Origin of the sequence: Modestobacter muralis (assembly GCF_010682105.1) — a bacterium.
Lineage (GTDB): Bacteria > Actinomycetota > Actinomycetes > Mycobacteriales > Geodermatophilaceae > Modestobacter > Modestobacter muralis.
The window spans coordinates 17,949-44,066 of the sequence record NZ_JAAGWH010000029.1; the positions used below are offsets into that span (position 1 = coordinate 17,949).

22 protein-coding genes, 1 pseudogene and 1 riboswitch are annotated in these 26,118 nt (G+C 75.8%); of the genes and pseudogenes, 17 read left to right on the plus strand and 6 right to left on the minus strand.

Features of this window, described 5'->3' with window-relative positions; genetic code table 11:
* The first annotated feature begins 44 nt into the window (after positions 1-44).
* From GCU67_RS10755 to GCU67_RS10775, 5 genes are all read left to right on the plus strand, one after another.
* Positions 45-1,076, plus strand: a complete 1,032-nt coding sequence (locus GCU67_RS10755; RefSeq protein WP_163611220.1) for an ornithine cyclodeaminase — start codon at positions 45-47, stop codon at positions 1,074-1,076.
* A 43-nt stretch (positions 1,077-1,119) separates the two neighbouring features.
* Positions 1,120-1,188, plus strand: a riboswitch (cobalamin riboswitch).
* A 53-nt stretch (positions 1,189-1,241) separates the two neighbouring features.
* Positions 1,242-4,946, plus strand: coding sequence for a cobaltochelatase subunit CobN (cobN, locus tag GCU67_RS10760; RefSeq protein ID WP_163611221.1), 3,705 nt, complete (start codon positions 1,242-1,244; stop codon positions 4,944-4,946).
* 232 nt (positions 4,947-5,178) lie between these two features.
* Complete coding sequence (locus tag GCU67_RS10765) at positions 5,179-6,675, plus strand: NAD(P)/FAD-dependent oxidoreductase (protein WP_163611222.1); 1,497 nt, start codon at positions 5,179-5,181, stop codon at positions 6,673-6,675.
* A gap of 134 nt (positions 6,676-6,809) precedes the next feature.
* Positions 6,810-7,889: a WD40/YVTN/BNR-like repeat-containing protein gene (locus GCU67_RS10770; RefSeq protein ID WP_163611223.1), complete on the plus strand. Its 1,080-nt coding sequence runs from the start codon at positions 6,810-6,812 to the stop codon at positions 7,887-7,889.
* Positions 7,890-7,911: 22 nt separating this feature from the next.
* Entirely contained in the window at positions 7,912-8,196 is a 285-nt protein-coding gene (locus GCU67_RS10775) for a MoaD/ThiS family protein (RefSeq protein WP_338104926.1), read from the plus strand.
* 8 nt (positions 8,197-8,204) lie between these two features.
* Here the strand turns inward: GCU67_RS10775 and GCU67_RS10780 are convergent, their stop codons facing one another.
* Positions 8,205-8,648, minus strand: coding sequence for a MarR family winged helix-turn-helix transcriptional regulator (locus tag GCU67_RS10780; protein WP_163611224.1), 444 nt, complete (start codon positions 8,646-8,648; stop codon positions 8,205-8,207).
* 61 nt (positions 8,649-8,709) lie between these two features.
* Here GCU67_RS10780 and GCU67_RS10785 point away from each other — a divergent pair, with 61 nt between their 5' ends.
* Positions 8,710-9,084: a VOC family protein gene (locus tag GCU67_RS10785; RefSeq protein ID WP_163611225.1), complete on the plus strand. Its 375-nt coding sequence runs from the start codon at positions 8,710-8,712 to the stop codon at positions 9,082-9,084.
* Between the two features lie 23 nt (positions 9,085-9,107).
* Here the strand turns inward: GCU67_RS10785 and GCU67_RS10790 are convergent, their stop codons facing one another.
* The 3 genes from GCU67_RS10790 to GCU67_RS10800 all read right to left on the minus strand — a co-directional run bounded on the left by GCU67_RS10790 (position 9,108) and on the right by GCU67_RS10800 (position 11,057).
* Positions 9,108-9,806 (minus strand): adenosylcobinamide-GDP ribazoletransferase, encoded by a 699-nt coding sequence (locus GCU67_RS10790; protein ID WP_246214954.1) that lies wholly within the window; start codon positions 9,804-9,806, stop codon positions 9,108-9,110.
* Between the two features lie 50 nt (positions 9,807-9,856).
* Entirely contained in the window at positions 9,857-10,423 is a 567-nt protein-coding gene (gene cobU / locus GCU67_RS10795) for a bifunctional adenosylcobinamide kinase/adenosylcobinamide-phosphate guanylyltransferase (protein ID WP_163611227.1), read from the minus strand.
* A gap of 70 nt (positions 10,424-10,493) precedes the next feature.
* A complete protein-coding gene (locus tag GCU67_RS10800) occupies positions 10,494-11,057 on the minus strand; it encodes a histidine phosphatase family protein (RefSeq protein ID WP_163611228.1) in 564 nt (187 codons plus the stop codon).
* A gap of 61 nt (positions 11,058-11,118) precedes the next feature.
* On the opposite strand from GCU67_RS10800, the gene GCU67_RS10805 reads away from it, so the two are divergent.
* Positions 11,119-12,108 carry an aldo/keto reductase gene (locus GCU67_RS10805; protein WP_163611229.1) on the plus strand — a complete coding sequence of 330 codons (990 nt, stop codon included), beginning with the start codon at positions 11,119-11,121 and terminating at the stop codon, positions 12,106-12,108.
* Between the two features lie 92 nt (positions 12,109-12,200).
* Here the strand turns inward: GCU67_RS10805 and GCU67_RS10810 are convergent, their stop codons facing one another.
* The gene (locus tag GCU67_RS10810) at positions 12,201-13,034 is read right to left on the minus strand and encodes an HAD-IB family hydrolase (protein WP_163611230.1); all 834 of its coding nucleotides are present in this window, start codon (positions 13,032-13,034) and stop codon (positions 12,201-12,203) included.
* A gap of 126 nt (positions 13,035-13,160) precedes the next feature.
* On the opposite strand from GCU67_RS10810, the gene ssd reads away from it, so the two are divergent.
* The 7 genes and pseudogenes from ssd to GCU67_RS23010 form a co-directional block, all read left to right on the plus strand.
* Positions 13,161-14,252, plus strand: a complete 1,092-nt coding sequence (gene ssd, locus GCU67_RS10815; protein ID WP_163611231.1) for a septum site-determining protein Ssd — start codon at positions 13,161-13,163, stop codon at positions 14,250-14,252.
* A complete protein-coding gene (locus GCU67_RS10820) occupies positions 14,249-15,403 on the plus strand; it encodes a TadA family conjugal transfer-associated ATPase (RefSeq protein WP_163611232.1) in 1,155 nt (384 codons plus the stop codon). Before ssd ends, GCU67_RS10820 begins: the two co-directional genes overlap by 4 nt.
* Positions 15,400-16,176: a pilus assembly protein TadB gene (locus GCU67_RS10825; protein ID WP_163611233.1), complete on the plus strand. Its 777-nt coding sequence runs from the start codon at positions 15,400-15,402 to the stop codon at positions 16,174-16,176. Before GCU67_RS10820 ends, GCU67_RS10825 begins: the two co-directional genes overlap by 4 nt.
* Positions 16,177-16,198: 22 nt before the next feature.
* Entirely contained in the window at positions 16,199-16,924 is a 726-nt protein-coding gene (locus GCU67_RS10830) for a type II secretion system F family protein (RefSeq protein ID WP_163611234.1), read from the plus strand.
* Positions 16,925-17,050: 126 nt separating this feature from the next.
* Entirely contained in the window at positions 17,051-17,278 is a 228-nt protein-coding gene (locus GCU67_RS10835; RefSeq protein WP_163611235.1) for a DUF4244 domain-containing protein, read from the plus strand.
* A gap of 14 nt (positions 17,279-17,292) precedes the next feature.
* Positions 17,293-17,661 carry a TadE family type IV pilus minor pilin gene (locus GCU67_RS10840; protein ID WP_246214955.1) on the plus strand — a complete coding sequence of 123 codons (369 nt, stop codon included), beginning with the start codon at positions 17,293-17,295 and terminating at the stop codon, positions 17,659-17,661.
* A pseudogene (locus GCU67_RS23010) lies at positions 17,658-18,038 on the plus strand (Rv3654c family TadE-like protein); the annotation flags it as partial. The gene GCU67_RS10840 and the pseudogene GCU67_RS23010, both read left to right, overlap by 4 nt.
* Positions 18,039-18,266: 228 nt before the next feature.
* Here the strand turns inward: GCU67_RS23010 and GCU67_RS10850 are convergent.
* Positions 18,267-20,801 carry a DEAD/DEAH box helicase gene (locus GCU67_RS10850; protein ID WP_163611236.1) on the minus strand — a complete coding sequence of 845 codons (2,535 nt, stop codon included), beginning with the start codon at positions 20,799-20,801 and terminating at the stop codon, positions 18,267-18,269.
* Positions 20,802-21,023: 222 nt separating this feature from the next.
* Between GCU67_RS10850 and GCU67_RS10855 the strand changes: the two genes are divergently transcribed.
* The 3 genes from GCU67_RS10855 (at position 21,024) to topA (ending at position 25,935) form a co-directional block, all read left to right on the plus strand.
* Complete coding sequence (locus GCU67_RS10855) at positions 21,024-21,347, plus strand: hypothetical protein (RefSeq protein ID WP_163611237.1); 324 nt, start codon at positions 21,024-21,026, stop codon at positions 21,345-21,347.
* Entirely contained in the window at positions 21,344-22,876 is a 1,533-nt protein-coding gene (locus GCU67_RS10860) for an alpha/beta hydrolase (protein ID WP_163611238.1), read from the plus strand. Before GCU67_RS10855 ends, GCU67_RS10860 begins: the two co-directional genes overlap by 4 nt.
* A 197-nt stretch (positions 22,877-23,073) precedes the next feature.
* Positions 23,074-25,935, plus strand: coding sequence for a type I DNA topoisomerase (topA, locus tag GCU67_RS10865; RefSeq protein ID WP_163611239.1), 2,862 nt, complete (start codon positions 23,074-23,076; stop codon positions 25,933-25,935).
* Positions 25,936-26,118: the final 183 nt, after the last annotated feature.

A 26,118-nucleotide genomic window follows, 5' to 3' on the forward strand; every position in this document is an offset into this window, starting at 1 on the left:
TCCGCCCATCGACGGCCCCCCGTCCCGCTCCTTAGCGTTGCGCCATGACGGAGTTCGTGGACGTGCGCAGCATGGTCCGGTGGGTCGCCGCCACCGGAGCCGAGCAGGTCGTCGCCGGGATCGCCCGGTACGTGGCCGACGACTTCCGCCGCTGGGAGTCCTTCGACAAGACCCCGCGGGTGGCCAGCCACACGCCCTTCGGCGTGATCGAGCTGATGCCCACCAGCGACGGTGAGCTGTACGCCTTCAAGTTCGTCAACGGCCACCCGGACAACCCGGCCCGCGGCTTCCAGACCGTGACCGCGTTCGGCGCGCTGGCCGAGGTGCACAACGGCTACCCGGTGTTCCTGGCCGAGATGACCCTGCTGACCGCGCTGCGCACCGCGGCCACCTCGGCGGTCGCGGCCCGCGCGCTGGCCCGCCCGGACTCCCGGCGGCTCGCCCTCATCGGCGCCGGCAGCCAGTCGGAGTTCCAGGCCCTGGCGATGCGCGGCGCGCTGGGCATCGAGCAGGTCAGCGTCTGGGACACCGACCCCGCGGCGATGGCCAAGCTGGCGCGCAACCTCACCCCGCTGGGCTTCGACGTCCGGGTCGCCTCCTCCGGCCGGGACGCCGTGCGCGGCGCCGACGTCGTCACCACCTGCACCGCGGACAAGACCCGGGCGCGGGTGCTCGAGGACGGGTGGCTCGAGCCGGGCACGCACGTCAACGCGATCGGCGGCGACTGTCCGGGCAAGACCGAGCTGGACCCGGCGATCCTGCTCGCGGCCGACGTGTTCGTGGAGTTCGAGCCGCAGACCCGGGTCGAGGGCGAGATCCAGGCGCTGCCGGCCGACTCCCCGGTCACCGCGCTGTGGGAGGTGCTCACCGGGCGGGCACCGGGGCGCACGTCCCCGGAGCAGGTGACCGTCTTCGACTCCGTCGGCTTCGCCATCGAGGACTTCTCCGCCCTGCGGTACGTCCGCGACGCCGTCCGCGGCACGCCCTGGGTCTCCCGCATCGACCTGGTGGCCGAGCCGGAGGACCCCAAGGACCTCCTCGGGATGGTCAGCGCCCTGTCACCGATCGGGGTCTGAGGACGCCGCCGGGTAGCGTCTGGAGCAACCACGGCAGTGCAGCAGGGAAGCCGGTGCGACACCGGCGCGGTCCCGCCACTGTGACCTCCTCGCCGGAGGGAGCCAGACACCTCGGCTGCCGTGTCCGACGACCCGGGGCGCGGACCCCGAGGGAGGCACCACCTCGTGAGCGCACGCACCTTCACCCTGCTGTCCACCTCCGACACCGACCTGCTGTCGGCCCGCGCCAGCGGCTCGTCCTGGAAGCTGGGCAACCCCTACCGCGCCGGCGACCTCGCCGCGTTCGCCGCCGGGACCGACCTGGTCGTGGTCCGCATCCTGGGGTCGCGCCGGAAGTACGAGGACATGGTCGCGCCGCTGCTGGCCCTGGGCGTCCCCGTCGTCGTGCTCGGGGGCGAGCAGCTGCCCGACGCCGAGCTGATGGAGCTCTCCACCGTGCCGATCGGCGTGGCCACCGAGGCGCACGCCTACCTGGCCCAGGGCGGCCCGGACAACATCGTGCAGCTGCACCGCTTCCTGGCCGACACCGTGCTGCTGGACGGCGAGGGCTTCGACGCCCCGGCCGTCGCCCCGGACTGGGGCCTGCTGGAGCGGCCTGCGCCCGCCGGTGACGGGGGAGTGAGCATCGCAGGGAGCGCCAGCGACCGAGGAGCGGAGCGAGCCCGGAACGGCGGCGAGGGCATGGCCACCGGACCGCGGGTCGCCGTCCTGTACTACCGGGCGCACCACCTGGCCGGGAACACCGCGTTCGTGCACGCCCTCTGCGAGGCGATCGAGGGCGCCGGCGGCGTGCCGGTGCCGGTCTACACCGCCTCGCTGCGGTCGGTGGCGCCGGAGATGCTCGACGTCCTGCGCACGGTCGACGCCATGGTGGTCACGGTGCTCGCAGCCGGCGGCACCCGGCCCGCCACGGCGTCGGCCGGCGGGGACGACGGCGCCTGGGACGTCGGCGAGCTGGCCCGCCTCGACGTCCCGGTGATCCAGGGCCTGGTGCTGGGCACCCCGCGGGCGACCTGGGCGGCCAACGACGACGGGCTGTCCCCGCTGGACGTGGGCAACCAGGTCGCCATCCCGGAGTTCGACGGCCGGATCATCAGTGTCCCGTTCTCCTTCAAGGAGGTCGACGCCGACGGCCTGACCTCCTACGTCGCCGACCCCGAGCGGGCCGCCCGGGTGGCCGGCACCGCCGTCGCGCACGCCCGGCTGCGGCACACCGCCCCCGCCGACCGGCGGATCGTGATCATGCTGAGCGCCTACCCGACCAAGCACTCGCGGATCGGCAACGCGGTCGGCCTGGACACCCCCGCCTCGACGGTCCGGCTGCTGGCCGCGATGGCCGGGCAGGGCTACGACATCGGGCCCTTCGACGGCGAGGGCTCGCTGCCCGGCGTCGTCGACCTGGACGGCGACGCGCTGGTGCACGCCCTGATCGAGGCCGGCGGCCAGGACCCCGACTGGCTGACGGCCGAGCAGCTGTCGGGCAACCCGGTGCGCATCCCGGCCGCCGAGTACCGCCGGTTCTTCGACACCCTGCCCGCCGAGCTGGCCGACCGGATGGTCGAGCACTGGGGGCCGCCGCCCGGTGAGCTGTTCGTCGACCCCACCGACGACTGCATCGTGTTCGCCGCCCTGCGCGCCGGCAACGTCGTGGTGATGGTGCAGCCCCCGCGCGGGTTCGGGGAGAACCCGATCGCGATCTACCACGACCCCGACCTGCCGCCCAGTCACCACTACCTGGCCGCCTACCACTGGCTCCGCTCGTCCTTCGGCGCGCACGCGGTGGTGCACATGGGCAAGCACGGCAACCTCGAGTGGATGCCGGGCAAGACCGTGGGCCTGTCGGCGTCCTGCGCGCCGGACGCGGCGCTGGGCGACCTGCCGATGGTCTACCCGTTCCTGGTCAACGACCCGGGCGAGGGCAGCCAGGCCAAGCGCCGGGCGCACGCGGTGCTCATCGACCACATGGTGCCGCCGATGGCCCGCGCCGAGACCTACGGCGACATCGCCCGGCTCGAGCAGCTGCTGGACGAGCACGCCAACATCGCCGCGATGGACCCGCCGAAGCTGCCCGCCGTGCGGCAGCAGATCTGGACGCTGATCCAGGCCGCCAAGCTCGACCACGACCTGGGCCTGGACGACCGGCCGCACGACGCCGAGTTCGACGAGATGATCCTGCACGTCGACGGCTGGCTGTGCGCCATCAAGGACAGCCAGATCCGCGACGGCCTGCACGTCTTCGGCTCCCCGCCGGAGGGCGACGCCCGCGTCGGCCTGGTGCTGGCGATCCTGCGCGCCCGGCAGATCTGGGGCGGCTCGGTCGCCATGCCGGGCCTGCGCGAGGCGCTCGGCCTGGTCGAGGACGGCTCGGCCGGGCTGCACGAGACCGACGAGGTCGAGGCCCGCGCGCTGGCCCTGGTGACCGCGATGGAGGCGGCCGGCTGGACCGCCGACGCCGTCGAGCCCACCGTGGCCGAGGTGCTGGGCGGCCCGCACGCCGAGGTCAGCCGGGTGCTGGACTTCGCGGTCGCCGAGGTCGTGCCGCGGCTGGCCAGGACCACCGACGAGATCGACATGGCGCTGCACGCCCTGGACGGCGGCTACGTGCCCGCGGGGCCCTCGGGCTCACCGCTGCGCGGGCTGGTCAACGTGCTGCCGACCGGGCGCAACTTCTACTCCGTCGACCCGCGCGCGGTGCCCTCCCGGCTGGCCTGGGAGACCGGGCAGGGGCTGGCCGAGTCCCTCGTCGAGCGCTACGTCTCCGAGACCGGTTCGTTCCCGGCATCTGTGGGCCTGTCGGTCTGGGGGACGTCGGCGATGCGCACGTCCGGGGACGACGTCGCGCAGGTGCTGGCGCTGCTCGGCGTCCGGCCGGTCTGGGACGAGGCGTCCCGCCGGGTCACGAAGCTGGAGCCCATCCCGCTCGGTGAGCTGGGCCGGCCACGGATCGACGTCACGGTGCGCATCTCCGGGTTCTTCCGGGACGCCTTCCCGCACGTGGTGACCATGCTCGACGACGCCGTCACCCTGGCCGCCGGCCTGGACGAGACGCCGGAGCAGAACTTCGTCAAGGCGCACGTGGACGCCGACGTCGCCGAGCACGGCGACCGCCGGCGGGCCACCACCCGGGTGTTCGGCTCCAAGCCCGGCGCCTACGGGGCCGGCCTGCTGTCGCTGATCGACAGCCGGGACTGGCGCACCGACGCCGACCTGGCCGAGGTCTACGCAGTGTGGGGCGGCTACGCCTACGGCCGCGGCCTGGACGGCGTCGCGGCGCGGGGTGACATGGAGACCTCCTACCGGCGGATCGCGGTCGCGGCGAAGAACATCGACACCCGCGAGCACGACATCGCCGACTCCGACGACTACTTCCAGTACCACGGCGGCATGGTGGCCACCGTCCGCGCGCTGACCGGCACCTCGCCGAAGGCCTACATCGGGGACTCCACGCGACCCGAGCACGTGCGCACCCGCTCGCTGGTCGAGGAGACCTCGCGGGTGTTCCGGGCCCGGGTGGTCAACCCCAAGTGGCTGGCCGCGATGCGCCGGCACGGCTACAAGGGCGCCTTCGAGATGGCCGCGACGGTGGACTACCTGTTCGGCTACGACGCCACCACCGGTGTGGTCGCCGACTGGATGTACGAGAAGCTCGCGCAGACCTACGTGCTCGACCCGGAGAACCGGGAGTTCATGGAGAAGTCGAACCCGTGGGCGCTGCACGGCATCGCCGAGCGGCTGCTGGAGGCCGTCGACCGGAAGCTCTGGGCCGAGCCGGACCCGGCGCTGCTGGCCGAGCTCCAGCAGGCCTACCTGGACACCGAGGGCGACCTGGAGGGCGGGGACACCCCCGCCCAGGCGGGCGCCCGCACCTGACCGGGGTCCGTACGTGGATCAGGTCCCCTGATCAGGAACTGGCCCCCTGTACCAACGTTGGTGCGGGGGGACAGATGGTGATCAGGTGACCTGATCCACGCTGCGTGCCCCACCGACGCGTCCGCGGAGGGTCGCGGCGCCGTCATCGCTACGTTGGACACCGTCGCCCGGGGGAACCGGGCAGGACCGGGTGGGTCGCACCCAGTCCGCACTACCGAGGGGAACGCAACGCATGGAGCAGGCCGATCCGATGAACGTGGTGGTGATCGGGGCGGGCCCGGCTGGCCTCACCGCCGCGTACGAGCTCACCAAGCGCCACGTGCCGGTGACGGTCGTCGAGGGCGACGCGATGGTCGGCGGGATCAGCCGCACCGCGGAGCGGGAGGGCTGGCGCTTCGACATCGGCGGGCACCGCTTCTTCACCAAGGTGCCCGAGGTCGAGGCGCTGTGGCACGAGATCCTCCCCGACGAGGACTTCCTGCTCCGGCCGCGGATGAGCCGCATCTTCTACGACGGCAAGCTCTACGACTACCCGCTCAAGGCCTCCAACGCCCTGCGCAACCTGGGCCCGGTGGAGGCCGTGCGCTCGGTGGCCTCCTACCTGGCCGCGAAGGTCCGCCCGCCGAAGGAGGACACCCTCGAGGGCTGGATCGTCGCGCGCTTCGGCCGGCGGCTCTACGAGCACTTCTTCAAGACCTACAACGAGAAGCTCTGGGGCGTCCCGGTCGACAAGCTGCCGGCCGACTTCGCCGCCCAGCGGATCAAGAACCTCTCGCTCACCGGTGCGGTGATCAACGCGCTGACGCCCAAGCGCAAGCAGACCGCGATCACCTCGCTGATCGAGGAGTTCCAGTACCCCAAGTACGGCCCCGGGATGATGTGGGAGGCCGCCGCGGAGAAGGTCACCGCCGGCGGTGGCACCGTGGTCCTGGAGGAGAAGATCCAGACCGTCCACTGGGAGCCCGGCCGTGGCGTCACCGGCCTGACCTCCGTCGTCACCGGCGGGTACGGCCCGGGCGCGGGCGCGCCGGAGGCCACCCGCACCGACATCGGCGCGCACAAGGACTACCCGGCCGACCACGTCATCTCCTCGATGCCGTTCTCCTCCCTGGTCCGCGCACTCGACCCGGCCCCGCCGGCCGAGGTCCTCGCCGCCGCCGACGGGCTGAAGTACCGCGACTTCCTCACCGTCGCCGTGGTGCTGCCGGTCGAAGCCGGCTTCCCGGACAACTGGATCTACATCCACTCCCCGGAGGTCGAGGTCGGCCGGATCCAGAACTTCGGGTCGTGGTCGCCGTACCTGGTCAAGGACGGCCGCACCTGCCTGGGCATGGAGTACTTCGTCAACGTCGGCGACGACACCTGGAACCGCTCCGACACCGACCTCATCGCCCAGGGCGGCCGGGAGCTCGAGCACCTCGGGCTGGCGAAGGCCGCCGACGTCGAGCGCGGCTTCGTCGTCCGGATGCCGAAGGCCTACCCGTTCTACGACGCCGGCTACAAGGCCAACGTCGAGGTCATCCGGCAGTGGATCGAGGCGAACACGCCCAACCTGCACCCGGTCGGGCGCAACGGCATGTTCCGCTACAACAACCAGGACCACTCGATGCTCACCGCGCAGCTGACCGTGCAGAACATCGCCGACGGGACGCACCACGACGTGTGGGACGTCAACGTCGAGGAGGACTACCACGAGCAGGGGCCGGCCGACCGCGAGGCCGACCGCTGACGCTGCTCCCAGCCGGGATCAGGTGACCTGATCCCGGCTGCTCCTGGCTCACGGTGCGCGGTGAGCCAGGAGCACCGGCGCTGAGCCGGGGCGGGCAGCGATGACTTCCGCCCGCCCCGGCGGTCTCCTGCTGCATGACGACCACGCTGCTGGCGATCGGCACCCGCAAGGGGCTCTGGCTCGCGACGAGTGAGGACCGGCGCACCTGGTCGCTCTCCTCGCCGCACTTCCTGATGACCGAGGTGCCCAGCGTGGGCATCGACGTCCGCTCCGGCCGCGCCCGGCTGATGGTCGGGGTGCGCTCGGAGCACTTCGGGCCCACCGTCGTGCACTCCGACGACCTCGGCGTCACCTGGGACGAGCCGGCCGGAGGGGCCGTCCGGTTCCCGGCCGACACCGGCGCCGCGGTCGAGCGGATCTGGCAGCTGCAGCCGGACTCCGCCGACCGCCCCGGCGTCGTGTGGGCCGGCTGCGAGCCGATCTCGGTGTGGCGGTCTGAGGACGGCGGCACCTCCTTCGCCCTCGACCGCGGGCTGTGGGACCACCCGCACCGCACCGAGTGGGGTGCCGGCTACGGCGGGGCGGCCGCGCACTCCGTCGTCCCCGGGCTGAACGGCACCGTGCACGTGGCGATGAGCACCGGTGGCGTCTACCGGACGACGGACGGCGGGAGCTCCTGGCAGCCGCGCAACGCCGGCATCGGCGCCTACTTCATGCCCGGCCCGGCGCCGGAGTTCGGCCAGTGCGTGCACAAGATCGCCCGGGACGCCGCCGACCCGCGCCGGCTGTACGCCCAGAACCACCACGGCGTGTACCGCTCCGACGACGACGGCGACTCCTGGACCTCGATCGCCGACGGTCTGCCCTCGGACTTCGGCTTCGTCATGCTGGCCCACCCCTCCCGCGGCGGCACGATCTGGGTGGTGCCACTGGTCGCCGACGGTGAGCGGGTGCCGCCGGGCGGCCGGCTCGCCGTGCACCGCAGCGACGACGCCGGGGCGACCTGGCGGGAGCTGCGCACCGGGCTGCCCGACGTGGAGTTCAACGCGGTGCTCCGCGACGCTGCGTGCGTGGACGGCAGCGACCCGGCCGGGGTCTACCTGGGCACCCGTGGCGGGGACGTGTACGCCAGCGCGGACGAGGGGGAGTCGTTCACCCACGTCGCCGGGCACCTGCCCGACGTGCTGTGCGTGCGGGCCGCGGTGCTCCCGTGACCGCGCCTGCCGAGGTGGGACCGTGATCGTGCCGGTGCGGCTGTCCCGCATGCTGGCCGACGTCAGCGGCGGCCGGACGTCGATGTCGCTGGACCTGCCCGCGCCGGTCACCGTCGGTGCACTGCTGGACGCCCTGGCCGCCGACCACCCGGTGTTCGACCGGCGGGTGCGGGACGAGACCGGTGCGCTGCGCCGCTTCGTGAACGTCTACGTCGGCGGGGACGAGGTGCGCCGGCTGTCCGGGCTGGCCACCGAGGTACCGGCCGGGGTCGAGGTGATGGTCGTGCAGTCCGTCGCCGGCGGCTGACCCGGCCCTCAGGGCTGTCGGCCCTCCAGTGCGGTGACGCAGGCGGCGAGGTCCGCCCGCAGGCGGGCCACCTCGGCGGCGGAGCGGTCCTGCAGCATGCGGCTCTCGACCCCGGCGATCGCACGGCTGGCGCGGCCGAGCAGGTCGGTGCCCGCCGGGGTCAGCTGGGTGGGCAGCGCGCGCCCCTGGGGGGCGGTGGAACGGCTCAGCAGGCCGCGGTCCTGCAGGCCCTGCAGCACCGACTGCATCGACTGCCGGGTGACGAACACCCCGCGGGCCAGCTCGGCGGCGGACAGGCCCGGGCGCTGGCCCAGCAGCTCCAGGCAGGAGTACTGGGTGACGGTGAGCGAGAGCGGCTCGAGCGCGGCCTCCATCGCCGCCCGCAGGGCGGTCGCCGCCTGCTTGAGGGCGTAGCCGACGGAGGAGTCCAGGTCGACCTCTCGTTGCGCCATGTCAGGAGTCTGACATAGGCTGACACATGTCAGGAACCTGACATGTACCCGAGGAGACCTCATGGCCGCTGTGACCGGACCCGACTTCATCGCCCTGCAGGTGCGCGACCTGGCGGCGTCGGCCGCCTTCTACGAGCAGCGGCTGGGGCTGCGCCGCGCCCCGGTGAGCCCGCCGCACGGGGTCGTGTTCGCCACGACGCCGATCGCCTTCGCCGTGCGCGAGCCGCTGCCCGGCGTCGACCTGGACGCCGCCCTGCCGCGGCCCGGTGTGGGCGTCGCGGTGTGGCTGCACGCCGACGACGCCCAGGAGCTCCACGACTCCCTGGCCGGTGCCGCGGTGCCGATCCTGGCCGCGCCCGTCGACGGGCCGTTCGGCCGCACCTTCACCTTCGCCGACCCCGACGGCTACGCCGTCACCGTCCACGACCGCGCCTGACGATCCCCTGGTCGTCGCCGGCCTCAGGGCAGCAGCAGGGCGGCGACCAGCAGGGTGACCGTGGCGGTGACCTCGCCGAGCGCGCCCATCACGTCGCCGTTCACCCCGCCCAGCCGGGCGCTGGCCCGCCGGCGGAGCAGCTCGGCGGCCCCCCAGCCCAGGACGACGGCGACCGCGAACCGGGGGTCGGCTCCAGCTGCTGCGGCCAGGGTGAGCAGTGCGACGGCGGCGAGCCAGCGGCGGGAGACCGTGCCGGCCACGGCCTGGCCCAGCGACGAGCCGGCGGCGATCGCGGTGCCGGTCAGGCCGGTGCGGGTCATCGCGACCCGGGCGGCCACCGTGGCCGCGGGCAGGGCCGCCCAGCCGCCGTCCACGGTGAGCAGTGGGGCCAGGCAGGCGACCTGCAGCAACAGGGCGAGGACGAGGGTGACGACCCCGAAGGGGCCGACGTCGCCGGCGCGCATCACCGCGAGCGCCTTCTCCGGGCCACGCAGGGGGCCCAGCCCGTCGGCGGTGTCGGCCAGCCCGTCGAGGTGCAGGCCCCGGGTCAGCGCGGCCAGGACGGCGACGGCCAGCACCGCCCCGATCAGCGGCTCGCCGTACCGGGCGGCGAGCCAGCCGACCGCGGTCGCGGCCGCGCCCAGCACCAGGCCGACCAGGGGCGCCCAGGGGAGCACGCCGCGGGCGGTCTCGGCCGCCGGCACCCGGGCGATGGACAGCATCGCGAACGACTCCGCCGGCCCGGTCCAGGGGCGGCGCGTCCCGCTCGGTGTCATCGCAGGCGTTGGGGGAGGCCGGCGACCACGAACCAGACCTCGTCGGCGGTCGCGGCCAGCCGCTGGTTGACGGTGCCCAGGGTGTCCCGGAACAGGCGGCCGGCGCGTGTCTCGGGCACCACGCCCAGCCCCACCTCGTCGCTGACGGCCACCACGTGCGCCGGGGTCATCACCCAGTTGCTGACCAGGGCGTCGCAGCGCTCGGCCAGCCGTTCGCGCGCGGCGACGGCGTCGGCGGGGGAGCGGTCGGCGGCGTGCGCCCCGGCGTCGTCGGCGACGTCCCAGATGCCGGTCTCGTCCATGAGCGCGGCGACCCAGGTGGTCACGCTGTCGACCAGCACCGCACCGCCCCGCACCAGCTCCGAGGGCGCGGTGGTCTCGACCGTCGTCCAGTGCGCCGGGCGGCGGGCGCGGTGGGTGGCGACCCGGGCGGCCCACTCGGCGTCGGCGGCGTCGACCTGGGAGGTGGCCAGGTAGGTGACCTCGTCCCAGCCCTCCAGCAGCTGCTCGGCGTGCGCCGACTTCCCCGACCGCGAGCCGCCCAGGACCAGCACCCTGCTCACGGCTGGTCCTCGGACTCGGCCCGCTCCTCCGTCGCCGGCGTTCCCGGCTGGCCCGTCGCCGTCACGGTGCTCATGCCAGCTCCAGCCGGGTGACCGTGCCGTTGTGGGGGGTGACCGCGGGCATCGCGTCGGGCCCGAGCCCGGCGACGACCGCCTGGACGGCGCGGATCGTGTCCCCGTGGGTGACCAGGGCGACCACCTCGGCCGGCGGCTCGGCCTGCAGCCGGGTCAGGTAGCCGGCGACCCGGGCGTGCAGCTGCGCCAGGCTCTCCCCGCCCTCGGCCGACCAGTGCACGTCGGTCCAGTCGACGACGTCCCACAGCTCGCGGGACGGACGGCCCTCCAGCACCCCGTAGCCCTGCTCGCGCAGTTCGGGGGTGGTGGTGAGGGTCAGGCCGGTGGCGGCCGCGCAGTGCTCGGCGGTCTGCACGGCCCGCAGCAGGTCGCTGGAGACCAGCGCCCCGGGGCCGGCGCCGTCGCGGGTGAGCGCGGTCAGCTCGGCCGCGGCGGCCGCTGCCTGCTGGTGGCCCAGCTCGGTGAGCGGGATGCCGGCCGTCTGGCCCTGCATGCGCCCGGCGGCGTTCCACTCGCTCTGGCCGTGCCGGACGATCAGGAGGGTCAGCGGTGCGGGCATCGTCCCCGCAGCGTAGGTGGTCGAGCCAGCGCCCCTGGCCGGGAGCCCCGACACTGGGGCGATGCGCTTCCTCGATGTGGACGGTCTCGGTCAGGTCAGCCGGGTGGGCCTGGGCACCTGGCAGTTCGGCTCCCGGGAGTGGGGCTACGGCGACACCTACGCCTCCGGCGGTGCGAGGGACATCGTGCGCCGCGCCCGTGAGCTGGGCGTCACCCTCTTCGACACCGCGGAGGTCTACGGCACCGGCAAGAGCGAGCGGATCCTCGGCGAGGCGCTCGGCGAGGACCGGGCCTCGGTGGTCGTGGCCAGCAAGTTCTTCCCGGTGGCGCCGCTGCCCGCCGTCGTCCGAAACCGCGCCGAGGGCAGCGCCCGGCGGCTGCAGCTGGACCGCATCCCGCTGTACCAGGTCCACTGGCCCAACCCGCTGGTGCCGGACTCGGTGATCATGCCCGGGCTGCGCAGCCTGCTCGACGAGGGGCGGATCGGCGCTGTGGGCGTCTCCAACTACTCGCTGGACCGCTGGCGGGCCGCTGACGCCGCGCTCGGCCGGCCGGTGGTCAGCAACCAGGTGCGGTTCTCCCTCGCCACGGCCGGTCCGCTGGACGACCTGGTGCCCTTCGCCGAACGGGAGGGGCGCATGGTCATCGCCTACAGCCCGCTCGCCCAGGGGCTGCTCGGTGGCCGCTACTCCGTCGACCACCGCCCCGGCGGGGTCCGGGCGACCAACCCGCTGTTCGGCGCCGAGAACCTGCGCCGCGTCGAGCCGCTGCTCGCGGTGCTCCGTGAGGTCGCCGAGGCCCACGACGCCAAGCCCGCGCAGGTGGCGCTGGCCTGGCTGATCAGCCAGCCCCAGGTCGTGGTGATCCCCGGCGCGTCCAGCGTCGAGCAGCTGGAGTCCAACGTCGCGGCGGCCGACCTGGTCCTGACCGAGGGCGAGCGGACCGCGCTCACCGCAGCGGCCCGGGCGTTCACCCCGGCGTCCGCCGTGCGTACGGCCGGGGACACGGTCCGGGAGCAGGCCGACCGGCTGCGCAGCCGGCTGGGCATCTGACCCGCTGACCGTCGGGCCCGGCGGACCGGCGGTCGGGCCCGGCGGCGCGGCTGTCCCGGTCGCGCCGCGTGAGTGGGGTGGCGACCCGGAGGTCAGGCCCGGCGGCGCAGGAGGGCGACTGGGGCCGGTGCGATCACGACCGGGGGCGGCTGCACCGCCCGCCGGCGCACGTACCAGGCCAGCCCGACCAGGGCCGCGCTCAGCGCGGCGCCGACGACCACGGGTGGCCGGCTGCCGGTGAACCGGGCGCGCATCGAGACCGGCCGGGAGAACGCCAGCACCGGCCAGCCCCGCTCGACCGCGACCTTCCGCAGCCCGCGGTCGGGGTTGACCGCGGTCGGGTGCCCGACGGCGTCCAGCATCGGCAGGTCGGTGACCGAGTCGCTGTAGGCCCAGCAGTCGTCGAGGTCCCACCCCTCGTCCGCGGCCATCTCGCGCATGGCCGCGGCCTTGTTCTCCCCGTAGGCGTAGAAGTCCATCTCGCCGGTGTAGACGCCGTCGCGCACCACCATCCGGGTGGCCACCACCCGGTCGACGCCCAGCATCTCCCCGATCGGCTCGACCACCTCGGCACCGCTGCTGGAGACGATGACGATCACCCGGCCGGCCGCACGGTGCGCCTCGATGAGGTCGGCGGCCTCGGCGTAGACCAGCGGGTCGACGATCCCGTGCAGGGTCTCCCGCACGATCTCGTGGACCACGGCGATGTCCCAGCCGGTGGTCATCGCGGTGATCTGGCTCCGCATGCGCTCCATCTGGACGGCGTCGGCGCCGGCCAGCGAGAACACGAACTGGGCGTAGGCGCCCTTGAGCGCCGCCCGACGGTTGATCAGCCCACCCTGGAAGAACGGTCGTCCGAAGGCCAGGGTGCTGGACTTCGCGATGACCGTCTTGTCCAGGTCGAAGAACGCCGCAGCGCGGGTCACGGCTCACACGGTAAGCGGACCGGGTGACGGGGAGGTGACGCGCACCGCCGTCCACACCCGGACGGGTCGTCCACAGATCCGCCGGCGACCTTCCGGCACTCGCCGCCGGCCGCTGCGCTGGGGGACGTGTCTGCTGCCTCCCGCGCCTCCGTCCCCGGGGCGGTCGCCCCCGCCCGCCCCCTCGTGGTCAGCACCGACCCGGTGCTGCTCGACGACCTGCTCCGGCTGCTGGCCGCCGCGGGCAGCACCGGGGAGCTCACCTCCGGCGGCGGTCCGCTGCGCCGGGCCCACCGCAACGCGCCACTGGTCCTCCTCGGCGCCGAGGTCGTGGGCAGCGCGCCGGTGCGCGCGCTGCCGCGCCGTCCCGGCCTGCTGGTCGTCGCCTCCGCCGAGCCGCCCGCCGAGGTCTGGCCGGCCGCAGTCGAGCTGGGTGCCGAGCGCGTCGTGGTGCTGCCCCGGGACGAGACCTGGCTGGTCGAGCGGGTCGCGGCCGCGGTTCGCGCCCCGTCCTCGCCGGGTTGGCTGGCCGTGGTCGGCGGCGCGTGCGGCGGCTCCGGGGCGAGCACCGTGGCCACCGCGCTCGCGCTGGCCGCCCGCGCCGGTGAGCAGGGCGACGTGCTGCTGGTCGACGGCGACGGGTGGGCCGGTGGGCTGGACCTGCTGCTGGGCGCCGAGCAGTCGCCGGGTCTGCGCTGGCCCGAGCTGGCCGGCACCAGCGGCCGGGTGTCCGGCCCGACGCTCGCCGCGGCGCTGCCCGAGGCCGCCGGCGTCGCGGTGCTGTCGGCCTCCCGTGAGCACCCGCAGGAGGTGCCCACCGAGGCGCTCCTAGCCGTCGGGGCCGGCGCCCGGGACAGCGGCTGCGGCGTGGTCGTCGACCTGCCGGCGCGCAGCGTGGCTGCCGAGCCGCTGCTGGCCGAGGCCGAGCTGGCGGTGCTCGTCGTCCCGGCCCGGCTGCGGGCGGTCGCCGCGGCGCGCGCCCTGCTGGAGGGGTCCCGGCCGTGGGCGCCGGCCCTCGTGGTCGTCCGGCCGGTGCCCGGCGGGCTGGCCCGCGGTGACGTCGCCGCACTGCTCGGCCGGCCGGTGTTCGCCGAGCTCGGCGCCGACCGGTCCGCGCTCGCCCGCAGCGAGCGCGGGGAGCCGCCCTCGGTCGCGGCCCGCTCCCCGCTGGGTGTGCTGTGCCGTCAGCTCCTGGCCCAGCTGGCCGGGCGGGCGGCATGACCGGGGAGTCGGCGTCCCCGCTGGTGGAGCGGGTCCGCGCCCGGCTCGCCGCGTCGGCCGGCGCACCCAGTCCAGTTGCGGTCGCCGCACTCGTGCGGGAGGAGTCCGGCGGGCTGCTGGGCGACCGGGCGGTGCTCGCCGCCGTCCGCGCCGCCACCGACGAGCTGGCCGGGGCCGGGGTCCTCGAACCGCTGCTGCGGCTGCCCGGGGTCACCGACGTGCTGGTCAACGGGCCGGCCTCGGTGTGGATCGACCGGGGCGGCGGACTGGAGCCGGTCGACGTGCGCTTCCCCGACGAGGGTGCCGTCCGCCGGCTCGCCGTCCGGCTGGCCGCCGCGGCCGGACGCCGGCTGGACGACGCGGCACCCTGGGTGGACGCCGGCCTGCCCGACGGCACCCGGCTGCACGCGGTCCTCCCGCCGGTCTCCGGCTCGGGCACCTGCCTGTCGCTGCGGGTGCTGACCCGGGCCGAGCTGTCCTTCGCCGACCTGGCCGCCCGCGGGGCGCTGCCCGGGGCCGCCGCGGACCTGCTGCGGCAGGCGGTTCGCGCCCGGCTGGCCTTCCTGGTCACCGGCGGCACGGGCACCGGCAAGACCACGGTGCTGTCGGCGCTGCTCGGGCTGGCCGACCCCGCCGAGCGGCTGCTGCTGTGCGAGGACGCCCCCGAGCTCACGCCGCGGCACCCGCACGTCGTCCGGCTGCTCACCCGCCCGCCCAACGTCGAGGCCGCCGGTGCGGTGACCCTGCGCGACCTGGTTCGGCAGGCGTTGCGGATGCGCCCGGACCGGCTGGTGGTCGGAGAGGTCCGCGGTGCAGAGGTCGTCGACCTGCTCGCCGCGCTGAACACCGGGCACGACGGCGGCTGCGGCACCGTGCACGTCAACCGGCCCGCCGACCTGCCCGCCCGGCTCGAGGCGCTCGGCGGTGCCGCGGGGCTGGGGCGTGCGGCCGTGCACAGCCAGGCAGCGGCCGCGCTGTCGCTGGTGGTCCACCTGCAACGCACGGACGCCGGCCGGCACGTGGCCGAGCTCGGCGTGGTGCGGCGCCGGGGCGAGCTGATCGAGGTGGCGGCCGGCTGGCGGGCCGACGGCGGGGACTGCCCCGCGCGCGACGGGCTCGCCGCCCTGCTCGGCGCCCGGGTGCCGACGTGACCACGGTGCTGCTGTGCCTCGTCGGCGCGCTGCTGGTGTGGCCGGCGGGCGGGCGCGGCCGGCCGCGTCGGCTCGTCCCCGCAGCGGGTCGTCGCCTGGACGCCGCGGGGCTGCTCACCGGGCGCGCCGGCCTGCTGCTGCCCGCGCTGGGTGCCGCGGTCGCCGGGCTGGTGCTGTCGACCCCGGTCGTCGCCGGGCTGGCCGCCGGCTGCGCCGCGGTGGCCGGGCGTGCGGTGCAGCAGCGCGCCCGGGCCGCCGCCATCGAGCGCGGCACCCGGGCGCTGGTCGAGGCCCTGGGCGTCCTGGTCGCCGAGCTGCGGGCCGGCCGTCCGCTCGTCGACGCCACCGCCACCGCCGTCGACGGCTGCCCCGATCCGCGGATCGCAGGTGAGCTGGGTCCGGTGCTGCGGCTCGGCGAGCCGCCCCCGGGAGCGGGAGCCACCCTCGTACGGATCGCTGCGGCGGTGCGGCTCAGCGCCCGCACCGGCTGCTCGCTGGCGGGGGTGGCCGCGGCCATGGAGGACGACCTGCGGGCCCGGCTGCGCGCCGAGGAGGAACTGCGCTCAGCCGTGGCCGGGCCGCGGGCCAGCGCGACCGTGCTCGCCGGTCTCCCGGTGCTCGGGCTGCTGATGGGCAGCGGGGTCGGTGCCGACCCGTGGCGGGTCCTGACCACCACCGGCCCGGGCACGGTGCTGCTGGTGCTCGGCGTGGCGCTGGAGCTGGCCGGCGTCACCTGGACGGGCCGGCTCGTCCGGCGCGCGGTCACCGCGTGAGCGCCGCCGTGGACACGGCACCGTGAGCGCCTGGGCTGCGTCCGCGCTCGCCGCGGCCCTGCTGGCCTGGCCGTCCGCGGCGACGGCCCGCCGGGACCGGCTGCGCGCCCTGCTGCCCGCCCCCGCGGTCGACCGTCCGCGCCGTACCTCGGGTGCGCCGCCGGGCCCTGGGCGGCGTTGGGCCGAGGCGGTCGCCGGCGGGCTGGCCGCCTTCCTGCTGCTCGGCGGCGGACTGCCCGCGGCGCTGGTGGCCGCCGGGGTGGTCGCCGGGCTCGAACGGCTGCTGCGGCGGTCCGGGGCGCCCCCGGAGGACGGCGAGCTGCTGGCCGGCGACCTGCCGGTGGCCTGCGACCTGCTCGCCGTGTGCCTGCAGGCGGGCACCCCGGTGGGCGCTGCGGTGGCCGCGGTCGCCGACTCGGTGCCCGGTCCGCTCGGGGAGCGGCTGGCCGGGGTCGGCGGGCTGTACCGGCTGGGGGCCTCTCCGCAGCGGGCCTGGGCCGGGGTGCCGCCGCCGGTGGACGCGCTGGCCCGCACGGTGGTGCGGGCGGGGGAGTCCGGGTCGTCGGTGGTGCCGGCGCTGATGCGGCTGGCCGCCGACCTGCGCGGCTCGGCGCGCAGCCGCACCGAGGCCGCGGTGCGCCAGGCCGGGGTGTGGGTGCTGGCGCCGCTGGGGCTGTGCTTCCTCCCGGCGTTCCTCTGCCTGGGCGTCGTGCCGCTGGTGCTCGGCATCGCCGCCGACGTGTTCTGAACCTGCTGGCCGCCGTCCACAACCGTGGCCTGCGTCCACAGTCCCGGCCGGCCCCTGGAGCGCCGCTCCGGACCGCAGCAGGGTCGAAGGCGACGGACCGGCAGGCGGTCCGCGGGAGGTGGGGATATGGACGAGGGACGACGGACCGGGACGACGTCGCTGCGGGCCGCGCTGGCGCGGCGCTGGGCGCAGGCGCGGGCCACCGACGAGGAGGGCATGAGCACCGCGGAGTACGCGGTCGGCACGGTCGCGGCGTGCGCCTTCGCCGCGGTGCTCTACCAGGTGGTCACCGGTGGCTCGGTGGTCGCAGCACTCGGCGACCTGGTCGAGTCGGCGCTGAGCACGCTGGCCTGAGTCGACCTGTCGTCATGTCGACACGCAGCGACCGCGACCGGGAGGCCGGGATGGTCACCGCCGAGACGGCGGTCGTCCTCCCCGTCCTGCTGATGGTGCTGGCCGGTGCCGTCGCCGGGGTGGTCGTGATCGGTGCCCAGCTGCGGTGCGTCGACGCCGCCCGGGAGGGGGCTCGGGCGGCCGCCCGCGGCGAGCCGGCCGGCGTGGTCACCGAGGTCGCCGGCCGGGTGGCACCCGAGGGCGCAGTCACCGGCGTGACGACGGCGGGGGAGACCGTGCAGGTCACCGTGTCGGCGACGGTGTCCCCGCTCGGCCCGCTGCCCTGGCACCTGGAGGTCGCCGCCACCGCGACCGGCGTGCTCGAACCGGCGGCCCGGCCGTGAGCGCCGCCGCCGGGTCCGGCTCGGGAGGCGAGCCCGGGCCGGCCGGGAGGGAGGACGCGGAGCGCGGCTCGGCGACCGTCTGGACCGTCGCGCTGGCCGCCGTCCTGGCGCTCGTCGGCGCGGCCGTGGTGCTGGTCGGCGCGGCGGTCGTCGCCCGGCACCGGGCGGCGTCGGCCGCCGACCTGGCCGCCCTCGCCGCCGCGGGAGCCGCCGTCCAGGGCGACCCCGGCGCCTGCGCGGTCGCCGGCGACGTCGCCTCGGCCAACGCGGCCGTGCTCGATGCCTGCACGGTCACCGCCGGTGCGGTGGTCGAGCTGCACGTGCACGCCCCGGTCCGGCTGGGCCCGCTCGGGGTGCTCGACGCCCGGGCCCGCGCCCGGGCGGGCCCGGCACCGCCGGACCTCGGCCTGGCCCCGCCGGACGCCGACCTGGCCCCGCCGGACGCCGACCTGGCACCGCCGGACGCCGACCTGGCTCCGCCGGACACCGGCCCGGCTCCGCCGGACACCGGCCCGGCTCCGCCGGACACTGGCCCAGGACCGGCCGGCGGCGGCCCCCCGACGCCGGGCGCCGGGCTCGAGGCGCCCGGCGCGGGGCCGGTGGGCTCAGAAGACGAGGTCCTCGGGGTCGGGCTGCGGCTCGGGCTCGGGGGCGACGTTGTCGGCCGCACCGGGGTCGTCGACGGTGTCGGCTGCCGGGGCGGCCGGGCCGGAGGTGCCGAACAGCCCCGAGCGCGGCGCCGGGGGGCGGGTCATCGCCGCCTCCTCGGGTGTCAGCTCCGGGGCGCGCGCGAGCTCGTCGAGCACGACGTCCAGCACCCGCACCGCGCCGGCCTTGTCCAGCGGGTCGTTGCCGTTGCCGCACTTGGGCGACTGCACGCACGACGGGCAGCCGGACTCGCACTCGCAGCTGGCCACCGTGGCCCGGGTGGCCTGCAGCCAGTCCCGCAGCACCGCGTAGCCGCGCTCGGCGAAGCCCGCACCACCGGGGTGGCCGTCGTAGACCACGATCGTCGCCGCGCCGGTGTCCGGGTGCAGTGCGGTCGAGACCCCGCCGAGGTCCCAGCGGTCGCAGGTGGCCAGCAGCGGCAGGATGCCGATCGAGGCGTGCTCGGCGGCGTGCAGCGAGCCGGGCAGCGCGACGTCGTCCACGTCGGCCCGGGCCACGGCCCGGTCGTCGAGGGTCAGCCACACCGCGCGGGTGCGCAACTGGCGGGCGGGCAGGTCCAGCGGGAACTCCGCGAGCACCTCGCCGGTCCCCAGCCGCCGCCGCTGGTAGGCCACGACCTGGTTGGTCACGTCGACCACGCCGGTGTGCGCGGTGACCGCCCCCAGCCGGCGGGTGCGGTCGGTGGACACGATGGACAGGTCGACGGTGTCGCGGGCGACCGTCGTCCACTCCGGGCTCTCCGGGTGCACGACGGCGCAGGCGTCCTCGACGTCGAACTCGTCGACGACGTAGGTCTCGCCGCGGTGCACGTAGAGGGCCCCGGTGTGCACGGTGGCGTGCGAGGCGTCGCCGTCCACGGTTCCCAGCAGCCGGCCGGTCGCGCCCTCGATGATCGAGACCGCGGCCCCGCCGCTGCCCCGGATGTCGACGTCCGGGCGGCCCCGGCCGGCCCAGTACCAGCCGGCCGGGCGCGCGCGCAGCAGCCCGTCGGCGACCAGTTCCTCGATCTGTGCGGCGGCCACCTCGCCGCCGAAGTCGGCCAGGTCGGCGGGCACCAGCGGCAGCTCGGCGGCCGCGCAGCACAGCTGCGGGCCGAGGACGTAGGGGTTGGCCGGGTCGGTCACCGTCGCCTCGACCGGGCGGCCGAACACCGCGCGCGGGTGGTGGGCCAGGTAGTGGTCCAGCGGGTCGTCGCGGGCCACGAAGACGACCAGCGACTCCGTCTGCGCCCGCCCGGCCCGCCCGGCCTGCTGCCACAGCGAGGCCAGCGTGCCGGGATAGCCGGCGAGCACCACGGCGTCCAGCCCGGCGATGTCGATGCCGAGCTCCAGGGCGTTGGTCGTCGCGACGCCCAGCAGCTTCCCGGTCGACAGCGACCGCTCGAGCTCCCGCCGCTCCTCGGGCAGGTAGCCGCCGCGGTAGGAGTCGACCCGGGACACCAGGTCCGCGCGGCCGCGGGACCGCAGGATGGTCCGCGCCTGTCCGGCGACCGACTCCGCGCCCCGTCGGGACCGTACGAAGGCCAGCGTGCGGGCGTTCTGCTCGACCAGGTCGGCCAGCAGGCCCGCGGCGTCCGCGGCGGCCGAGCGGCGCAGCGGCGCTCCGTGCTCACCGGTCTTCTCCGTCAGCGGCGGCTCCCACAGCGCGAACGTCGCCCCCGGCCGCGGCGAGCCGTCGTCGGTCACCGCCGTGACGGGTGCGCCCACCAGCCGGCCGGCCGCCAGCGCCGGGTCGGCCACGGTCGCCGAGGCCAGCACGAACACCGGTTCGGCGCCGTAGCGCCGGCAGATCCGCCGCAGCCGGCGCAGCACGTGCCCGACGTGGGAGCCGAAGACGCCGCGGTAGGCGTGGCACTCGTCGATGACCACGTAGGCCACCCGGCGCAGCGTGCTGGACCACCTCTGGTGGGCCGGCAGGATCCCGCGGTGCAGCATGTCGGGGTTGGTGACGATCCAGCGCGAGTGTCGCCGCACCCACTCTCGTTCCTCCTGCGGGGTGTCGCCGTCGTAGGCCGCCGGGCGCACCGACGGGTCGGCCAGCGCCGCCACCGAGGCGAGCTGGTCGCGGGCCAGCGCCTTGGTGGGCGCCAGGTAGAGCACGCAGGCCCGCGGGTCCTCGGCCAGCGAGGTGAGCGCGGGCAGCTGGTAGGCCAGCGACTTGCCCGACGCCGTCCCGGTCGCGACCACGACGTGCTGCCCGGCGCGGGCGAGCTCGGCGGCGCCGACCTGGTGGCTGAAGGGCGCCAGCACCCCGCGCTCGGCCAGCTTCTCCCGCAGCGGCGCGGACACCCAGGACGGCCACTCCGCCGTACGGCTCGGGCGTGCGGGCAGCCGGTGGACGTGGGTGACCGGGTCGTCGTCGGGGTCGATGCCGGCGAGCAGGGCGTCCAGCAGCTCGGTGCCGGGGAGGGCGGCCGGGGCCTGCGCCGGGTCGGCGTCGGCGCCCGGGCCGGCAGGGCGCAGGGACGTCACCCCACCACTCTCACACCGCCGCGCAACCCCCGGCACGGCAGTCTCGGGCAGATGCCCGCCCGCTGTCGACGAGATCACAGCGCAGACCCCGCGGGGCGGCCCGGCAGGGCGCTGTGGAGAGCGGTCCCGGGTGTGGACGACGGCGCCCGAGCGGCCCCGGTGTGTTCCTAGCGTCCCCGTCGTCGGTCCCCTCCAGGGGCCGTTGCTGCGCCGGGAGGCCCCGTGTCCCATCTGATCTCCGTCCAGCTCGACGCCCTGACGGCGCTGCTGGCGGAGCTGTCCGCGCTGGGCGTCGAACTCGAGCAGGAGGGCGAGCTCTGTGCGTCCACCGGGCGCTCGCTGGCCGCCGCTCTCGACGGCCCGGTCGGCGCCGACGCCGGTGCCGCCGGTGCCGGGTGGACCGGGCTGGTCACCGCGTTGGCCGCCCGGACCCTGGCGGTCGCCGCGTCCCTCGAGGCCGCCGTCGCCACCTACCGGACCGCCGACGCGGGGATCGCCGGGCAGCTCGACCCGGGCTGGGCCGGCCGGGTGCCGGTGCCCCGGTGACCGCCGTCCCGCTGCCGGTGGTCGCCGGTTGGGACGTGCCGCTGCTGCGCGGCGCCGTGGGCACGCTGGACCTGGTCGCGGAGCGGCTGCTGCCCTGGCGGTACCGGCTCGACGACCTGGGCCGCCGGATCGGGGACGCCGAGTGCTGGTCGGGACCGGCCGGGACGGCGGCGGCCGCGGCGCTCGTCGAGCTGTCCTCGGCGGCCAGCGGGGTCACCGGTTCCCTCACGAGCTCGCTGCAGGACCTGCAGGGGCTCGGTGCCGCCGCGGCCGAGGCCCAGGAGCTGGCCGAGCGGGCGCGTGCACTGGCCGTCTCGGCCGGCGTCGCGCTCGACGACGGGGGCCGGGTCGTCGGGGTGCCGCTCCTGCACCCGTTGATGTCGCCCGACCAGGCCGCCGACGTCGCGGCCGCCGCCCGCGCGGCGGCGTCGGCCCAGGCAGCCGCCGAGGACGCCTCCGCCGCCGCGGCCCGGGCCGGGGAGTGCGCGCGGTCGGCGGCCGAGCCGCTGGGCGTGCTCGGGGTGCCCGGGCCGGTCGCCTTCGCCGAGCTGGTGGCCCGGCTGCCCGACGCCCCAGCGCCCTCGGTGCCGGTCGGCGGTGTCCCGGAGGCGGTGGCGGGCTGGTGGTCGGCGCTCACGGCGGGCGAGCAGCGGGCGGTGATCACGGCGGAGCCCGGCGCGGTCGGCGCGCTCGACGGGCTGCCCGGCTGGGCCCGGGACGAGGCGAACCGGCTCGGCCTCGCGGCGGCGCTGCAGCACCTCCCACCGGGGTCGGCCGGCTGGTCGACCGCCTCCGTCGTGCAGGCCCAGCTCGCCGCGGTGGAGGCGGCCGGCGCGGTCGCCCAGCTGCTGCAGTTCGACCCGGTCGCGGACCTGGTGGCCCTGTCGGTGGGCGACGTCGACACCGCGGGCGCGGTGGGCGTGCTGGTCCCCGGCATCGAGACGACCCCGGCCGACGACCTCGGCGGTCTGGTGGGCGACGCGCGGGACGTCGCGGCCGCCGCGGCGGCCGCCGCACCCGGGTTGGCGGTCGCGACCGTGGCCTGGCTGGGCTACCGGACGCCGGGCTGGCGCACGGCCTGGTCCTCGGGCGCGGCCGACCGCGGCGGGCCGGCACTCGACCGTGCGCTCGACGGCCTCGCCGCCTCCCGGGCCACCGCGGCACGGACGACGGGCTCCCCGGCACTGCCGCGGACGACCGTGCTGGCGCACAGCTACGGGACGGTGGTCACCGGACGGGCGGTGCAGGCCCCCGGGCGGCTGGCCGCCGACGCCGTCGTCCTGCTGGGCAGTCCCGGGGTGCCCGCCGGGCGGGCCGACGACCTGGAGGTCGACGAGGTCCACGGCGCCTGGACGCCCGTCGACGTCGTCTCCCAGATGCGCCGGTACGGCCCCACGCCGTTCGACCCGAGCTTCGGTGACGTCGGCCTGCCCACCGAGCCCACGCAGGGCCACACCCAGTACTACGACCGCGACCGCCCCACGCTGGCCGCGATCGGCCAGGTCGTCGCCGGTACCCGCCCGTGGTGATGAGGCCCGGCGAGGACCCGGGAACAGCTGCCGCCGCCGTCCGTTGGACAGGCAGCGGCGCGCCCGGTGGACGTCGCCGCCCGGGCTCTTCTACGGGCGGTGGCCTACCGTGGCCTCGCCGAACGGGTGCAGTTCGCACTGCCCCGTGTGCGCCCGGGTCCTCCCGGCGTCTGCACCAGCACCCCGACAGGAGCACCGTGCCGCCCACCAAGACCGCGAAGTCCGCCGCCACCACCGGTACCGCGACGCCGCGCAAGCGCGCCGCCGCCACCGGGGGCAAGCCCCTCGTCATCGTCGAGTCGCCCACCAAGGCGACGAAGATCGCGGGGTTCCTGGGCAGCGACTACGTCGTCGAGGCCAGCGTCGGCCACATCCGCGACCTGCCGCGCAACGCCGCCGACGTGCCGGCCGCCCACAAGGGCGAGTCCTGGGCCCGGCTCGGTGTCGACGTCGACCACGGCTTCGCCCCGCTCTACGTGGTCAGCCCCGACCGCAGGCAGCAGGTCGCCCGGCTGAAGCAGCTGGTGAAGGAGGCCAGCGAGATCTACCTCGCGACCGATGAGGACCGCGAGGGCGAGGCCATCGCCTGGCACCTGATCGACGCCCTCAAGCCGACCGTGCCGATCCGCCGGATGGTCTTCCACGAGATCACCCGCGAGGCGATCGCCCGCGCGGTGGCCAACCCGCGCGAGCTCGACACCGCCCTGGTCGACGCCCAGGAGACCCGCCGCATCCTCGACCGGCTCTACGGCTACGAGGTCAGCCCGGTGCTGTGGAAGAAGGTCCTGCCGAAGCTGTCGGCCGGCCGCGTGCAGTCGGTGGCCACCCGGATCGTCGTCGAGCGCGAGCGTGCCCGGATGCGCTTCACCGCCGCCGACTACTGGAGCCTCGACGGCCTGTTCGAGGTCGCCCAGCAGCGCGCCGGCGCCGGCGCCGGTGAGCCGACCACCCTGCGCGCCCGGCTGGTCAGCGTCGACGACAGCCGGGTCGCCACCGGTAAGGACTTCGACGCCGACACCGGCACGGTCACCAGCAACGTGGTGCACCTCGACGAGGCCGGCGCCCGCGGCCTGGCCGCCCGGCTCGAGGGCCGCGCGGTCACCGTCAGCCGCGTCGACGAGCGCGACTACACGCGCAAGCCCTACGCCCCCTTCATCACCTCGAGCCTGCAGATGGAGGCCGGGCGCAAGTTCGGCTGGTCCTCCGCCCAGGTGATGCGCGTGGCCCAGCGGCTGTACGAGAACGGCCACATCACCTACATGCGCACCGACTCGACGAACCTGTCGAACGAGGCGATCACCGCCGCCCGCCGCCAGGCCGCCGAGCTCTACGGCGACGCCTACGTGCCCACCGAGCCGCGCCGCTACGACAAGAAGACCAAGGGCGCGCAGGAGGCGCACGAGGCGATCCGCCCCGCCGGTGACTCCTTCCGCACCCCCGGGCAGCTGGCCTCCCAGCTGGCGCGCGACGAGTTCCGGCTCTACGAGCTGATCTGGCAGCGCACCATCGCCTCCCAGATGGCCAACGCCGTGGGCAAGACGCTGAGCATCCGGCTGGCGGGGCGCTCCAGCACCGGCGAGGCCGTGGAGTTCACCGCCTCGGGCCGCACGATCACCTTCCCCGGTTTCCTCCGCGCCTACGTCGAGGGCAAGGACGACGACCACACCGACGACGCCGAGACCGACGACAGCGAGCGCCGGCTGCCGCGGGTCGAGCGCGGTCAGACCCTCGACACCCGCGAGCTGGACCCCAAGGGCCACACGACCAGCCCGCCGGCGCGCTACACCGAGCCGAGCCTCACCGCCCGGCTGCAGGAGCTGGAGATCGGCCGCCCGTCGACCTACGCGTCGATCATGCAGACCATCCAGGACCGCGGGTACGTCTGGAAGAAGGGGTCGGCGCTGGTGCCGACCTTCATCGCCTTCGCCGTGGTCAACCTGCTGGAGCAGCACTTCGCCGCCCTGGTCGACTACGACTTCACCGCCCTGCTGGAGCGCGAGCTCGACGAGATCGCCGCCGGGCAGCTCCAGCGGGTCGACTGGCTCACCGAGTTCTACTTCGGCGGCGCGGGCGGGCACGCCGGCGGCATCGGCGCCTCCGGTGGCCTCAAGTCCGTGGTCGGCCAGCGACTGGAGGAGATCGACGCCCGCGGGGTGAACTCCATCCCGCTGCGGGCGGTCACGCCCAACGGCGAGCCGGTCGTCGTCCGGGTCGGCCGCTACGGGCCCTACCTGCAGGCCGGCGGTGAGGACGGCGCGCGGATCAGCATCCCCGACGACATCGCCCCCGACGAGCTGACCAGCGAGAAGGTCACCGAGCTGCTCGACGCCCCGTCCTCGGACCGGGAGCTGGGCACCGACCCGGAGTCCGGGTTCCCGGTGGCGGTCAAGGCCGGCCGCTACGGCCCCTACGTCACCACCGTGGTGCCCGAGGGCAGCAAGGAGGCCCCGCGCACCGGCAGTCTGTTCAAGACCATGACTCCGGAGACGGTGACGCTGGAGCAGGCCCTGCAGCTGCTGACCCTGCCCCGCACGATCGGCAACGACGCCGACGGCGAGGAGATCCAGGCGCTCAACGGCCGGTACGGGCCCTACATCAAGAAGGGCACCGACTCCCGCTCGCTGGAGAGCGAGGAGGCGCTGTTCACCGTCACCCTCGACGCGGCGCTGGCGATCTTCGCCCAGCCCAAGCAGCGGGGTCGCGCGGCCGCGAAGCCCCCGCTCAAGGAGCTCGGCCCCGACCCGGTCAGCCAGGGGCAGGTCACGGTGCGCGAGGGTCGGTTCGGCCCCTACGTCACCGACGGCGAGCACAACGCCAGCCTGCGCAAGGGCGACGAGATCGAGACGCTGACCCTGGAGCGTGCGGCCGAGCTGCTGGCCGACCGGCGCGAGCGGGCGCCGGTGAAGAAGGCGGCCAAGAAGACCGTGGCGAAGAAGGCCCCGGCCAAGAAGGCGGCCGCCAAGAAGACCACCACGGCGAAGAAGACGACGACGAAGAAGGCGACGGCCACCAAGAAGACCACCGTCGCGGCGGTCACCGAGCCGGTCGCCGCGAGCTGACGACGGTGGCCGGCTGGCAGGAGTTGCGCACCTCGTTCGGCGGGGTCGCGGCCGAGTACGCCGCGCTCCGGCCGGGCTACCCGGCCGACGTGGTGCCGTTCCTGCTCGGCCCGGCACCGCGCCGGGTGCTCGACCTGGGCGCCGGCACGGGGCTGCTCACCGACCGGCTGCTCGAGGCCGGCC